Consider the following 14,769-nt stretch of genomic DNA (forward strand, 5'->3'; position numbering starts at 1 on the left):
ACACTCCTTATATTTCCAGCAAAGCCTCCATTTACTCCATAATATCCTCCACTCTGCGTTCCAAAAATAAATGGTATACCTTGCGTATGACGATTTTGCCACACATATACAATGGAATAACCAAAATGATACCCAAGATCCCAAGTAGATCGCCACCAACTAGCAATAAAATGACGACAGTCAACGGATGAATGTCCAGTTGCTTGCCAAAGACAATCGGTGACAGCCAATTATCCTGAATTTGCTGTGCAACGATCACCACCACCAGCGACCAGAGCGCCATGGAAGGCGATTCGAGAAATCCAATGATAACCACAGGTATAGAAGCAGCTACTGCCCCCACATAGGGAATAAAATTAAGGAAAATCGAAATAACGGCAAGTAGCAAAGCATAAGGCAAACCAATAATCAAAAATCCAAGGAACATCATCAAGCCCAACGCGACATTGATCAGCACTCGACTGACGATAAAGCTGCTGAGTGCACTATCAATATCCTCCATCACTTCCAGCGCGTCCTTATGATATTTTTTAGGAAAGAAGTTGAGCATTTTAGGACCAAACTTGCTTCCTTCCTTCAGCATGTAGTAGAGCAATATGGGAAAGGTAGCCAATACGATAAAAAAGTAGGATACGAACGATACCAGCTTTACCGAATAATCTGACAGCGTTGAAAAAGCTTCGTTTAACGTATCTGACAGTTGTGACAGCGGGTCTTCACCCGGAGGCAGCACTTGTCTCAAGGATTGATTATGCCGCCATTGGCTTAATTGATCAACCAGACTTTTAATGAGCTTCGGCGCATTCTCAAATAAATTGGTCACCTGATCACGGAGCGTAGGCCATACTCCCCATGAGAAGAGGAACAGTAACACGCCAATGACCAAATAAATCAGTAATATGGAAATCGATCGTTTGATTTTTCTCCGTTCCATGACATCTACGATCGGTCTCAATAAATAATAGAGGAAAAAAGATAGCATCAGCGGTACTATCAGCAGGCTGACCAAGGATACGAGAGGACTGAATATAAAGTTTACTTTGGTGCCCAAGTAAATGATGAGCAATAGCATGACGATTCCTGAAGTCAGACGAAAAAAACGATTATTTTGCAGCATATCATGCGCCCCCTGTTCTGTTTCTCTCTACTTCTTTAAACGCAAACCGACCCTATTGATTGATTCTTGCTGAAAATAGATTACAATATACCCCCACTTACAGAATGTATAGCAAAAAAGGAAGTCCAAATGGCTAGGCATTGGACTTCCTTTTTGTGATCTTAGCATTTTGCCAAAATCCTCGTATGATTAAATCACACATTCTAAGAGATACGTGTTTAGGTTGAAACATCGCGTTTTACGAAAACCACCCAGGCAATTGCGATAAAAACCACATAATAAGCAGCCAACACAGTGAGCGAAAAGGTTAGATCGGAAGTTACTGTACCCGGCGGCATATCTAGATATTTTTTCAGATCCATATGCGTAAAGAGTACGTATTTGGTCCATTCAAAACGATCTGTGCTGAACAAACCAATCGAGTTATACACTGTTTTGGTGAACATCATAAACAAAGACAAACCAATCGCCAAGGCGCTCGAACGAAACACCGCAGATAACATAAATGCAAAAGCCATGGTCACGAATAAGGCGATATAGCTATACAAAAAGTTCAGCGTTACGTAAGATACCGGATCACTGAACAGCGGAACAGAGCCCGCTGGTGCGTCCTTCGATAACATCAGCCAGGAGGACAGCGTAACCATCAAAACCAAAACGATCGTTCCGAGCAAGCTGAACAAAATCACCGATATATACTTGGACAACAGAATTTTGCTGCGAGTCCAAGGGCGAATAAGCAGTAGCTTAATCGTTCCCCATGTAAATTCACCAGCCACCGAATCAGCAGCTACAATGACCGTAAACGTCGTATTGAGGAAAAATGTAAATAACGTTGTCAATGCGATGCCATCCCACACACTCACCTGATCGGAAACCAGAGAAATCAGCATCGGAATCACAGCGGTGATGACTGCCAGCAGCCCCAGCATGATCCATGTGCGCACACGCAAGTAGATTTTGAGATTTTCATTATGTACCAGCTTGAAGAAATCAGCCAATGGACCCGCCTCCCGTCACTTCCAAAAATTGATCTTCCAATGTACGGGCAACCGGGCGAATGGCGTACACCTTGACTCCATTTGCAGCCAGCAGACTGTTCATCTCTGCAATCTGTTCCCGCTCCAGGTGAAGCAGTAGTTGATTGCCTTCGACGCGCCCTGCTCCAGCAAGCGTATAAGCTTGCTCGGCATCATTGACTTCAAAAGCAATTTCCGCCGTCTGCACTTCTCCCTCTGTATTTTTCAACTGCTTGATATCTACCAACCGTCCGCTCTGAATAATAGCCACGCGGTCGCACATCAGCTCCATTTCGGACAACAAATGACTCGATACAAACACCGTAATTCCTTCCGTACGGGTTAATTGACGCAAATAATCCCGCAGTTCACGAATACCCTGCGGGTCCAAGCCATTGGTCGGCTCATCCAGCACGAGCAGCTTCGGACGATGCAAAATCGCCTGAGCTACTCCGAGTCGCTGTCGCATCCCGAGCGAGTAGGTTTTGACTTTATCGTGAATTCGGTTTCCGAGTCCCACCAGACGAATCGCTTCATCTATACGCTCTTGGGTCACCCCTGGAGACATGCGCGCAAAATGCTGCAAATTTTGATAGCCTGTCAAAAACTTGTACATCTCCGGGTTCTCAACAATCGCACCGACATGGGAAACAGCCTTTTCAAAATCGGTATTGATGCTGTCTCCGCAAATATGAATATCACCCTTGCTGATCGAAATCAGGCCAACCATCATACGAATGGTGGTCGTTTTTCCCGCACCGTTGGGTCCGAGAAAACCAAATACCTGTCCGGCCGGAACCTCCAGTGTCAGATTGTCCACGATCGCTTTTGAGGAAATGATTTTACTCACACCCTCCATACGTATGACGGGAACCTGCCCTGTCGCTTGCTGCATGCTATGAAACTCCTTCCATCCGGAGTGAAGCTGTCATCCATTTTACTGTACATTTCCGGTTTTGGAAGTATTGTACCATATTTATCCTTTCAGAAACACCTTTGGGAACACCATATCACGTCTGTTCCTTTTCCTTGTATATCCAAAGCACCCTCCACTCCTCATCTTCCTGCGTCACATAACAAGGCTGTACGATATCAAAATTACCGAATCGGGTCTTGTAATGCTGAGTGACCGTAATACGGTAAACCTTCCCTAAATCTTCCCCATTTGGATCGGTACGAATGTCATATTCTACCTGCGGCTCCCCCAGTTCAAACGTAAACGTATCCGTCCCCATATCCTGCATAAAAACGTGCGCACGCTGCTGTACATACGTGGACTTCTCGAATTTCTTCTTCATTTGTGAATGAAAAAGCTCCCAGGAGCCGCCAAAATTCCCCGATTGCTCCATCGTGTAGAACTCGTTCAGCGCTTCTACGGCTTGATCCCCTTCCCCCGTAGACATCACCCCACGCAGACCCATCCACAGCAGCCATAGCAATCCACATAGGATTGCAAAATACAGTAGCTTACGGACGAACGCCGAAGCCGCTCTCCTTCTAAGCAGCACATATGTCCCTCCCTCTGTTGGACTATACCGAATACTCTACAGATGTATGTAGGACAAGGTGAGTTTAGAAGAGAATAGCGGGTCCTCCCTATAGGACATTTGCCTGCATAAGGGATGTCTAAGGCGATGCAGAAGTGGTGACCAAATGTTTCTCCAGCACTCCATGGATACGTTGGCGTTCCTGCTCATCTACGATGTAATAATACACGCCGTTGATTTTGCTCCCATGTCCCTTCACCTCAACGGTATCCATCTGCTTAAGGGACGGACCGATCCGGGTCAGAAAGGTCGTCATATCATCAAAGGTAATGTCTGTGCGAATCTGCTCCCCCGCTGCCTCCAGTAGCGGTTTTACTCGCAACAGCCCTTCCTTGCTGATGGACTGGGCAAGAATTTGCTTGAGCAGTTCTCGCTGGCGAGCATTTCTCCCGAGATCCCCACGCGGATCATCAAATCGCATACGGGCATAGGCCAATGCTTCTACTCCGTTCAAGTTCAAATTCCCCTGCGCAAAATGATGCCCCTCATACTGAAAATCAAGTGGATTGTAGACCTCCACTCCCCCCACAAGATCCACCATTTTCGCAAACCCTTCCATATTCATTTGTACATAGTAATCTATCGGATGGTTCAAAAAATGCTCTACCGTACGGATCGACATATCCACGCCCCCAAAAGCAAACGCGTGATTGATTTTGTCCTCACGCCCTCTACCGATCAACTCTGTTCGTGTATCACGCGGAATGTTGAACATTAACATCGAACCCTTGGCGGGATTCATAGATAGAACGATCATCGTATCGGATCGTCCTGGATCGTGCGGTCGCCGATCTACACCCAGCACCAGCACGGTGAACGGCTTAAACTGAGAGATGGCTGCCGGATTGGGTGTACTTGTTCCAGTGTTTGTTCCTGCGGAGTGCCCTGCTCCGCCTGTCGCAAGGGTAGAGACCGCTCCGGGCTGCACGATGCTGCGTGGATGATACATCGCATCAGCCGCTGTTTTAAAGGAATGATACACATAGACGGTATATGCAGCACCTCCTACAACCAATAACGCCACAGTCCCCAATGTCATCTTCAGCCATCGTTTCATAGTCATCCTCCCTTTACGGATTCACTACAGACTGATGACGATCTATATCCAGATTGTTCATCTGTGGTCTGCCAACAGAATAGTATGCAAAGGCAGATTGTCTAATTTGTTCTTCCCTATACACATTGCGCCCGTCAATCATAATGGGATACTTCATCAGCTCATTCAGCTCACCTAGTCCGACCTCACCAAACTCCTCCCATTCCGTCAATAGACACAATGCATCGCATCCTTCTGCTGCTTCCCGCGCGCTATCGGCCCACTTTATTTCCGGGCTGTCCAGCAATCGGCGGAAGTTAGCAGTAGCAATCGGGTCATATGCACGAATATGCGCCCCCGCCTCCAACAGTGACTGCATAATATCCAGTGCCGGGGCATCTCTTACATCATCTGTATTCGGTTTAAATGCCAGCCCCCATATGCCAATCGTAGCTCCTTCCAGCTCACCCAGTGCCTCTTTCAGCTTGCGAATCACGTTAAAACGTTGTCCCTGATTCACCTCCACCACGGATTTCAGCAGCTTAAATTCATAGTCCACGTTGCCTGCAATTTGAATTAAAGCCTGCGTATCCTTGGGAAAACACGAACCCCCATAGCCAATACCAGCGGACAAAAAGGAGGAACCGATCCGCTGATCCAGCCCCATACCGTGTGCCACGCGTGTAACGTCTGCACCCACCTTTTCACAAATATTTGCAATCTCATTAATAAACGAAATTTTGGTCGCCAAAAAGGCATTCGACGCGTACTTGATCATCTCGGCCGAACGGATATCCGTGGTTAAGATATTCGTGGTCAGCGGCTCATGCAGAGTAGTTAGTACTGCGGATACATGCGGATCGGAAGCTCCAATGACGATTCGATCTGGCTGTAGGGTGTCTATAACCGCCGATCCTTCTCGTAAAAATTCAGGAACTGAAGCGATACCAAAAGGATAGTTCGTGCGACTAGCAATCCAATTTTGAATACGCTCGTTCGTTCCGACAGGAACCGTGCTTTTGGTAACAATGATCTTGTAGCCATTCATGGCATCTGCCACCTCGCACGCTGCTTCTTCAATATAGGACAAGTTGGCTTCACCACTCGGCAATGAAGGTGTACCTACCGCCAAAATAACAATATCAGCTGCCTGCACCGAAGCTGCGGTATCTGTTGTAAAGCTCAACCGTCCCTGCTCCACATTATCTTTAATTAGAGCCTTTAAGCCTGGTTCATAAATCGGTACCCCGCCTGCACGCAACTGCCGAATTTTATCTTCATTCTGATCGATACAGACGACGGTATTGCCAAGCGCGGCAAAACAGACCCCTGACACCAGTCCGACATACCCGGCACCTATTACACATAGCTTCAAAGCAATTCCCCCTTTTTACATGCTGTCTTATTTCACTGTACTTTTGCCCCGCTTTACTTCTCTATGCCTCTCCCTGTATGCCGATTATGATAGAGCGTGAGCCTTTTATTATGTCGATAGGATTTGAGAAAACGATAGATATACATTGGATTGTTATAGGCATACCTCTTCCACAAACGCTTTGGCTCACAGATCAGACGGTACAGCCATTCCAGTCCCAATCTTTGTATCATTAGCGGTGGCCTGCGAACCTTGCCTGTAATATAGTCAAAGGCAGCCCCTACTCCAATCATCACGCCACGGATACGATCCTTGTTGCGATGCATCCAGATTTCCTGCTTCGGACAGCCCAGACTGACGAATATGATATGCGCACCTGAAGCATTGATTTCCTCAATGATCCGTTTCTCCTCGTCTGGCTGAAGTTCACGAAATGGCGGTGAAAAGCTGCCCGCGATACGAATTCCAGGGTAATCCTGTCCTATCCTGTCTTTTAAGCTATCCAGCGTATCCGGCGTACTGCCGTAAAAATATACGCTCACCTCCGTCTGTGGCGCACGTTCACACAACTTGAGCATCAAACTGGGGCCATCTACTCGATCCTGACGCTCGAATCCGTACAGCTTGAGTGCCCAAACCAGTGGCATACCGTCTGGAGTACACAAATCAGCCTGAGTGAGCGCTTCGTGGAATTCGGGAAGATCTCCGGCCGTGACAATGGAATGAGTGTTGCAAATACATACATAGCTGTCCTTTCGTCCGACTGCCCATTGTTCCAGCGTATGTACCGTCTCCTGAAACGTCAGCGCTGCAACATCTGTGCTCGCAATCCTTCCGACTCTATACTGGGGCAGCTGCTTCATCATCGCATTCCTCCATAGCCTCGCTATATATCGCCAGCAGTTGCTTCACATTCACTTCTTCCGTATAGTGTGCAGCATAGTTTTGCGCCACCTTCTGTCTCATAGCCGCATAGTTCTCATAGGCTACTGCACGACGAATCACGGTCTTAATATTTTCCAGATCATCATGTTGAAAATGAAAACCCGTCACCCCGTCCTCCACAACTTCCTCCAATGCGCCGATTCGGCTGCACAATACCGGCGTTCCCACGGAATAGGACTCTACAATCGTCATCGGAAAACCTTCATACCAAATAGAAGGCACCATCACATACATGGCCCGGCTCATGCAGTACAGCACCGTGTCTCCATCTTGCTTGCCGAGAAACCGAATATCTTCCTGCGGATGAGCAGCCGCCAGTTCAGCCTTTTCCGGACCATCTCCAATGATGACCAGTCTCAATCCGCCCCGATCTTCCAGCTGTGACCAGGCTTGCAGCAGATTGCGAACCCCTTTTTCAGCTGAAATCCGCCCCACGAACAACAAATAACGATCATTGGGATCATACTTGGCTTTCACCGTTTGATGATGGACAAAATTCGGTTTTACTGCGATGCGGTCCAGCGGAATGCCGCTTTCGGCAAATTTGTCCCGTGCAAACTCCGTCAGCGCAATATAGCGACTTACCTTGTGCTGCCATGTGCCGATCAGCTCGTTGAACTTAATCATCGCCGCCACCGGAATCGTCTGCAGCTGCGAGCCTCGGTAACATCCATGACGGATGGAGTGCAACAGCGTGCCGTGCAGGCATTTTTCACAAACTTCATTCCCTCGCATAAAGGTTGCCGCCGGACAGATCAGCCTGTAATTATGCAGGGTCTGGACAACCGGAATCCCCAGCCGTTCACAGGCATGATAGACCGAAGGGGATATGACCGGGAAAAAATTGTGCACATGTACCACATCCGGTTTCACTCGCAAAAGTAACTCTTTGATCCTTTTGAATTCTGGGAAGGACCAGGTTGCCTCTACCGCCAGTTTTGCCATGTTGGCCAATCCTTTGCTTTGAATGCTGTCGTTATGCACATAGTAATGCTCCGTCTCTATTCCTCTGGAACGCAACATAGCCGATTCCTGCTCGACAACCTTGTCTTCTCCCCCACTTTGCTGATAAAAGTTATGGATGATCAGTACTTTGCTTACAGGCGGGGTCATTCGTCTGCTAACCTGTTGACTCACGTGGCCGCCCCACTTTCCTGTGTTGATTGCATAGCGTGATTGGAGCTCATGGGTTTGATCCGTTGCTGGCTTACGATTTCATCTGCAATCCGATCCCACGACATACGCTCGATCGTAAGAAATGCTTTCTCGGCTAGGCTTTGTCTAAGCTCAGCATCCTCCAGCAACGTGCCTATACGGCCAGCCCATTCCTCTTCCGAAAAGCTTCTCAGCATCACTCCGCTTACTCCGTCCTCAATCAAGGTAACCGAGCCACCGTTCACCGAAGAAATAATCGGGACGCGGAACAACATGCTTTCCAGCAGTACCATGCCAAAAATATCGTATTGGGTCGGAAACAGCATCAAATCCGCTGCTCCGTAAATCTGCCACAGATGACGTTGCTCCACTCTTGGAAAATGTATAATTCTATCCGTCAACCCCAGTTGCTGAGCATAAGCCCAATAACGATCCGTATCTATCTTCCGTCCATTCCCAACCATTAACAAAAGGCAGCCAGGATGCTTTTGGAGTACTCTTTTGAACGTACTCAGCATAAAACGTATATTTCTCCGTTCCTCCAGCACACCGACATACAGCAGCACCGGGCGATCTCCGATCCGACGCAGCTCATTCGCAACCTCACGGTTTTCCTCGCGCTCTCCGCTTTGGTCGTCACTGTTGAACCCTCTCTCTACATTGCTGCGATCCAGTCCGACCCCAATCGTTATCACGTTGTCAAAGCCTTTATTCTCCAGATAGCGCTTGGCAAGATCGGATTTGACATAGGTTCGGCGTAGAGACTTTGTCACCTTAGGCAGCAGCATAACATCGTACAGTTTGCGGATCAGCGCATGCGTATTATCTCGGTATGGACCGTGATACAGCGCCAGCTTATCGGGACATTTACGGGAAAGCAGGTAGGTCATGATCTGGTTGTATTCTGTAGTAATGACCAGATCATAAGCTGCCAGAAAAGAATCTTTGAGAACATCCCTGTAGATGCTGTTGCTTAAGAACTTGAACCCGTGCAGCCAGATTATGCGCAAGGTGCAGCCTGCGTGGCGGTAGACCTGTTCCAGATGGGTCTCCTTACGATCATTGTAGTAAACAATATCGCAATCGTAGCCTTTACGGACGAGCGCTTTACCCAAGCCGACTTCCTGCAAATTGTATGAGGCTCCATTCACCTTGCTGGCAAAGTTGCGAAGATACAGTATTTTTGGAATCATCATCAGTACTCCTGCCATTTCATATTGGGTGAGTTATGGCATGCGGGGTTTAGAGACCGCTGCACGCTCCATTTGATCTTCCGATCGCTGTTGCAGTGGGATTCCTGGATATATAAAACATTACGAGGTAGGAATCCCACTGCAAAGGCGAACGTTAGCGCTTCTTCAGATTCAAATGGACCACTCCTCTGCTGACCGCCGTTTCCATAAAGTCACCCCATCTTAAAAAAGGGAATGCTGGGCATGAAGTGCCATCGCTGCGCGATGTACGCGTGCGAATACATACAGGGCGTTGTTTCGTCAAACAACTTGTAAGCTTGGCACGTTATGGCACGCTCACAAGCAAGCATGGCTATACTACCGCTAAGCTGAGCAAGATGCTTTAACTAGGCTTGACTGTCGCTTGCCGTGAGTACTATTCATCAAGCTCTTTCGCCTTGAGAGAGCTATACAGAGCATTAATTACATCGGTTGCATGCTCGGTGTGAAGTTCGCGGCGATAGGGCGCAGCTATCGCCAGGCGGCTCTTACCTCCCCCACCTTATAGGCAGGGAGAAATTCTTTTTGGCGGCGGTGAAACGTAGCGGAGGGTAAGGATTTGAATCTGAAGAAGCGTCAGCGTTCGCCTTTGACGTGGGATTCCGCCCTCTATAGGGCTTATTCAAACCAAGGAATCCCACGTCAACAGCGATCGGAAGATCAAACCCGTCCCGTAGCGGCCTTTCCCCTCCAACTTGAATGTTCCCCCTGCCGCTGTCTTTCCTCCATCATCTGCATATTAAAATGGTCTGCCCCTTTAAGCTGGGCGGCTGCCATATCCGCTACCAAAGTCACGCTCGATTCCATCGGTACAAAGCGATATTTGTAGGCTGTAAGCCGATGATCCGTTTCGTGAAATAAAATGTCCTGGGCATAATTGCCCCATCGGTCCTTAGGCATCAAATCAATCGTCATACCTGCATGTGCAGAAGGCAGCAGCATATTGGAGCCGTGAATGCCAATGACTAATCGGCTGGCTGCGTACACCTCACATACCCGCATTTCACTATCCCGATCGAAGCGTGAGACGCGCTCGTCAGAAATCCATGCCGGGAAGCTTCCCGTGCGTCCAAGTCCCGCAACTGTAAAACGATGATCAGGAAAGCTTTCTCTCAGTCTGCGGAACAGCCCAATGATTTTGCTGCGTTGATGATAAATTAGCGGTTTCAGGCCACGTTTGAGCTGTGGGAATTTTTGTACCGCTCTGGCAATATGATGGCTACCGCTCCACAAGCGGTCTTCCCTCCATACAAAGGTAATGCGTGGATCCGACTCAACTTCCTCGTCATAACGGGAGACCCCTGTAAATTGCTCAATTTCAAACTGGCTGGGATGTGAATATGCCGGGCTGACATACACCTCATCAAAACGTATCAATTCCTCAATCATCCGATGATGTAGCAGAGGATAAAAGTTTCGTGCCTTGCTGAACGGCACATCGACCGTCCAAATTTCAGACACATATGCCGGCACCATCCACTCTAGCGACTTTTGCACAATAACGATGATCCCCATTTCCGGTGATTGCTCGTATTCGCGCTGAACATTCAGCAGCTTAAGCAACGCATGACCATACAAATAATCTATGGTGTTGACAATAATTACACGCGAAGAAGCTTTCTTTTTATGCACGGTCATACCGACTGCTAAATCATAGGAAGGATTCATCAAGGATTGCCGCAAAGGCTCTCCGAGCCATTTTCTTGACTTCGCATCACCGGTCAGGATATAGTCAGGCATTTCTACACGATAAGGGGAATACGTCGCATGACCGACCCTCATATCCTCAAGATATTCACGTCCGCAACCCTCACACTTAGTACTGACACATACGTGGATTCCCTGCCACAGTACCTCTCCCCCACGTAACGTGTCTCCACAATGCGGGCACTGTTCCTCATGCCGAACAAATGGTTTAATCGGTATCATGATTGTTCTCTCCAACTTTCGGTACTGTAATATGAACATGCCAGAAGGTCAGGATTGACTTCATCATCCAACCCAAATTGGCTTTGACTTCCTTAAACAACAAATCCATTAGAAATACAGATATCGTAAAGGACAATATCGTCGCCACTAAGGACCCTCGAACCCCAAGCCATGGGATCAGCGCGTAATTGAAGGCGATATTCGTAACCGCACCTATTACCGAGGTCAGCAACGTGTATTTGAACAAATTTTCATTGGTGATAAACAAGCTTTTGGCGACACTAAAGTTGGTGAAAAATAGACGAATCGCAAACAATGACAACAGCGAACCTGCTTCAGCAAACTCTCTCCCATACAGCACAACTACTACCCATTGGGATAGAAAAAATAAGGGGACTGATGTCACAAGAAAGCATATAAACATCAGCCGATACACGTTAGACAACGTCCGTCTGTATTCGTCGCTTCCTTTCTGCTTGGAACGCGTCACCACCGGGGCATAGGCTGTCGTTAGCACGACCGGGATAAAGCCCAGCACCTCGATGAGTCGGAGTGCAACGGAGTATTGCCCGACTGCTTCGTTTCCCAACAATTCACCGATAATGACCTGATCAATCCGTGCCTGTACATATACAGCGGAGGAGGACAAAATAATCGGCCAGCTGTGATCCATGATTCGCCGAGCAGTTGTGAAGCGAAACGTCCACTTGTTCACACGCCGTCCTTCCTTATGGAAGAAATACAGCAACAGCAGGCTTCCGAGCAGAAACTCTCCATGAGCACACAACGCCACTGCCCAGATTGGAATACCGGACAACAATAAAATGATTTTGACGGTGGAACCGAGGACAAAGGCGGTATTCTTGGCAACAACCGTATATTTGGACAACATCTGTGCACGAAACCAGTAGTCGATAATATCAAACAACTGAAATACCGAGGCCGTAGCCAGAATCAGATTAATTAACCGTACTGAACTGTCTTCCGGTCTGAGCAGTGAAATAAAGGAATAGGACAGTACAATGGCTACCAAAGTACCTAACAACTTCAGCAGAACCGCCGTACCCAATAGCTCGTGCTCATCCTTAGGGTGTTTGACAAGATCGCGTACTAATATAGAATCAAAGCCAAGGGTCGTGAAAATCAGGAACATCCCGAAAAAGGATTCCGCATAATTCCATTTTCCCAGTTCCTCTGGTCCCAACACTCTCGCCATGATGATGCTAACCGCCAGCCCGAACACCATGCGAATCATTTTGTCACCGAACAGCCAGGATGTATTCACCAGCAAACTTCTGCGCGGTTTGGCACGTTTCTTGACTAATGTCATATGTTCTACTCCATCTTGAAAAATGACCTTAAGCATTGCTTTATGATCTGTTGAGCTGTCATACAGCTGAAATCATGTACAACGAAGAGACCCCCCGGCCAGGCGGGTGGCCTCTCCACCTCTTACACGACGACAGAAGCTTCGACTGCAGCCTGCCTTTTTACACGCTCCAAGTCTGCATCCACCATCATACGAACAAGCTGCTCGAAGCCGACTTCCAATCGCCAGCCCAGCTTTTCCTTCGCCTTGGCACAATCGCCAAGCAATAGATCTACCTCTGCCGGTCGAACAAATTGCGGATCAATCACGACGTAATCCTCGTAATTTAAACCTACATGAGAAAAAGCAATTTGCAGCAGTTCACGCACAGAATGCATTTCTCCCGTGGAAATCACGTAATCATCTGGTCGATCCTGCTGAAGCATCAGCCACATCGCCTTTACATAATCCCCTGCAAAACCCCAGTCTCGCAGGGAATCCAAATTCCCCATACGCAGCTCCTGCTGCAATCCCAGCTTGATACGAGCTACTGCATCCGACACTTTGCGTGTTACAAACTCCAACCCTCGGCGGGGCGATTCGTGATTGAACAAAATACCTGAGCAAGCAAACATATCAAAGCTTTCGCGGTAGTTGACTGTAATCCAATGGCCGTACACCTTGGCGACACCATAAGGACTACGTGGGTAAAACGGGGTCATTTCTGTCTGCGGCGTCTCCAGTACCTTACCGAACATCTCGCTGCTTGAAGCCTGATAAAAGCGCGCCTCCGGCTTGGCAATTCGAACGGCCTCCAGCATATTGGTGACAGATAATGCTGTAATTTGCCCTGTAGCCAAGGGCTGCGGCCATGAGGCCGCTACAAAGGATTGAGCAGCCAAGTTGTAGACTTCATCCGGGTTGGACTGACGGACGGCTTCGATCAGCGAAGCCAGATCGGTCATATCACCAGAAAGCCAGTGAATGTCATTCTGGATATGCGCTACATTTTCAAAGTTCGGTGTGCTGGTTCGTCTGCGCACCCCGTACACCTCATAATCCTTGGACAGCAGCAACTCAGCCAGATAAGACCCGTCTTGTCCGGTAATCCCAGTGATCAGCGCTTTTTTCATTCCAATTCCCCCACCGTTATTTATTGTTCAACCAGATCCAGACCTTGAAATGCCTGGTATACAGACCTTAATCCTTCTTCTAGTGAAATACGCGCCGACCAGCCCAGCCCGGAAATCCGAGATACATCTACCAACTTGCGCGGCGTTCCGTCAGGAACGGAAGTATTAAAAGTAATTTCGCCCTCATAGCCGACTACATTTTTGACTCGTTCAGCTAGCTCACGGATGGAAATATCCTCACCCACACCAATATTTACAATCTCATTTCCCTCATAGTTATTCATCAGGAATAGACAGGCATCAGCCAAATCATCCGAATGAAGAAATTCTCGCCGAGGCGTACCGGAGCCCCATACTTCTACAGTCGGAGATTGATTCAGCTTAGCCTCATGAAACTTGCGGATCAGCGCAGGTAGCACATGAGAGGTTTGGAGATCAAAATTGTCGCCCGGACCATATAAATTCGTAGGCATCACCGAAATAAAACGGGTTCCATACTGACGGTTGTAGGACTGACACATTGTGATCCCGGCAATTTTAGCAACCGCATAGGCCTCGTTGGTAGGCTCAAGCTCACCTGTAAGCAGATATTCTTCTCGCAACGGCTGTGGAGCAAATTTGGGATAGATACATGTAGAGCCTAGGAATAACAGCTTGCTTACATTCTTCCGGTATGCCGCATCAATCACATTGGTTTGTATAAGCAGATTGTCACGGATAAAATCAGCCGGATATTCGTTATTGGCCAAAATCCCGCCCACCTTGGCTGCTGCCAGAAATACATAATCCACGGGCTCTGTATCAAAAAAATGATCTACGGCCTCTTTATTGCGCAGATCCAGTTCACGGCTTGTGCGAGTAATAATATGACGATATCCCGCTTTCTGAAGCGCTCGGACAATAGCGGAACCTACCAGTCCATTGTGCCCTGCTACATAAATGTTGGAATGAAGCTCCATCCTTCTCTCCTAC

At 48.0% G+C, this 14,769-nt stretch carries 13 protein-coding genes; all 13 read right to left on the bottom strand.

From position 1 onward, the window contains the following. Positions 1 to 31 precede the first annotated feature (31 nt). The 13 genes from BN1546_RS05345 to BN1546_RS05405 all read right to left on the bottom strand — a co-directional run bounded on the left by BN1546_RS05345 (position 32) and on the right by BN1546_RS05405 (position 14,756). Positions 32 to 1,117 carry an AI-2E family transporter gene (locus tag BN1546_RS05345; protein ID WP_090736338.1) on the bottom strand — a complete coding sequence of 362 codons (1,086 nt, stop codon included), beginning with the start codon at positions 1,115 to 1,117 and terminating at the stop codon, positions 32 to 34. 218 nt (positions 1,118 to 1,335) lie between these two features. Next, complete coding sequence (locus BN1546_RS05350; protein WP_090736341.1) at positions 1,336 to 2,118, bottom strand: ABC transporter permease; 783 nt, start codon at positions 2,116 to 2,118, stop codon at positions 1,336 to 1,338. Beyond that, on the bottom strand, positions 2,111 to 3,031 hold the full coding sequence (locus tag BN1546_RS05355; protein ID WP_031463077.1) for an ABC transporter ATP-binding protein: 921 nt from the start codon (positions 3,029 to 3,031) through the stop codon (positions 2,111 to 2,113). Before BN1546_RS05355 ends, BN1546_RS05350 begins: the two co-directional genes overlap by 8 nt. A gap of 115 nt (positions 3,032 to 3,146) precedes the next feature. Continuing rightward, entirely contained in the window at positions 3,147 to 3,644 is a 498-nt protein-coding gene (locus BN1546_RS05360) for a hypothetical protein (protein ID WP_025678077.1), read from the bottom strand. Between the two features lie 118 nt (positions 3,645 to 3,762). Then, positions 3,763 to 4,740 carry an LCP family glycopolymer transferase gene (locus tag BN1546_RS05365; RefSeq protein ID WP_090736343.1) on the bottom strand — a complete coding sequence of 326 codons (978 nt, stop codon included), beginning with the start codon at positions 4,738 to 4,740 and terminating at the stop codon, positions 3,763 to 3,765. Positions 4,741 to 4,753: 13 nt separating this feature from the next. Next, positions 4,754 to 6,094 (bottom strand): UDP-glucose dehydrogenase family protein, encoded by a 1,341-nt coding sequence (locus BN1546_RS05370; RefSeq protein ID WP_090736346.1) that lies wholly within the window; start codon positions 6,092 to 6,094, stop codon positions 4,754 to 4,756. 53 nt (positions 6,095 to 6,147) lie between these two features. Continuing rightward, the gene (locus tag BN1546_RS05375; protein WP_090736348.1) at positions 6,148 to 6,960 is read right to left on the bottom strand and encodes a WecB/TagA/CpsF family glycosyltransferase; all 813 of its coding nucleotides are present in this window, start codon (positions 6,958 to 6,960) and stop codon (positions 6,148 to 6,150) included. Further along, complete coding sequence (locus BN1546_RS05380) at positions 6,935 to 8,176, bottom strand: glycosyltransferase family 4 protein (RefSeq protein WP_090736351.1); 1,242 nt, start codon at positions 8,174 to 8,176, stop codon at positions 6,935 to 6,937. The genes BN1546_RS05375 and BN1546_RS05380 overlap by 26 nt, the downstream gene beginning before the upstream one ends. Then, a complete protein-coding gene (locus tag BN1546_RS05385; protein ID WP_090736354.1) occupies positions 8,173 to 9,387 on the bottom strand; it encodes a glycosyltransferase family 4 protein in 1,215 nt (404 codons plus the stop codon). Before BN1546_RS05385 ends, BN1546_RS05380 begins: the two co-directional genes overlap by 4 nt. A 699-nt stretch (positions 9,388 to 10,086) precedes the next feature. Beyond that, entirely contained in the window at positions 10,087 to 11,355 is a 1,269-nt protein-coding gene (locus tag BN1546_RS05390; RefSeq protein ID WP_090736356.1) for a hypothetical protein, read from the bottom strand. Continuing rightward, positions 11,342 to 12,685, bottom strand: a complete 1,344-nt coding sequence (locus tag BN1546_RS05395) for a flippase (RefSeq protein ID WP_090736359.1) — start codon at positions 12,683 to 12,685, stop codon at positions 11,342 to 11,344. The genes BN1546_RS05390 and BN1546_RS05395 overlap by 14 nt, the downstream gene beginning before the upstream one ends. A 122-nt stretch (positions 12,686 to 12,807) precedes the next feature. Continuing rightward, the gene (gene gmd / locus BN1546_RS05400; protein WP_013369836.1) at positions 12,808 to 13,797 is read right to left on the bottom strand and encodes a GDP-mannose 4,6-dehydratase; all 990 of its coding nucleotides are present in this window, start codon (positions 13,795 to 13,797) and stop codon (positions 12,808 to 12,810) included. A 20-nt stretch (positions 13,798 to 13,817) separates the two neighbouring features. Next, the gene (locus BN1546_RS05405) at positions 13,818 to 14,756 is read right to left on the bottom strand and encodes a GDP-L-fucose synthase family protein (protein ID WP_064962383.1); all 939 of its coding nucleotides are present in this window, start codon (positions 14,754 to 14,756) and stop codon (positions 13,818 to 13,820) included. Between the last annotated feature and the right edge of the window lie 13 nt (positions 14,757 to 14,769).

The organism is Paenibacillus sp. Mc5Re-14 (assembly GCF_001049835.1).
Lineage (GTDB): Bacteria > Bacillota > Bacilli > Paenibacillales > Paenibacillaceae > Paenibacillus > Paenibacillus polymyxa_C.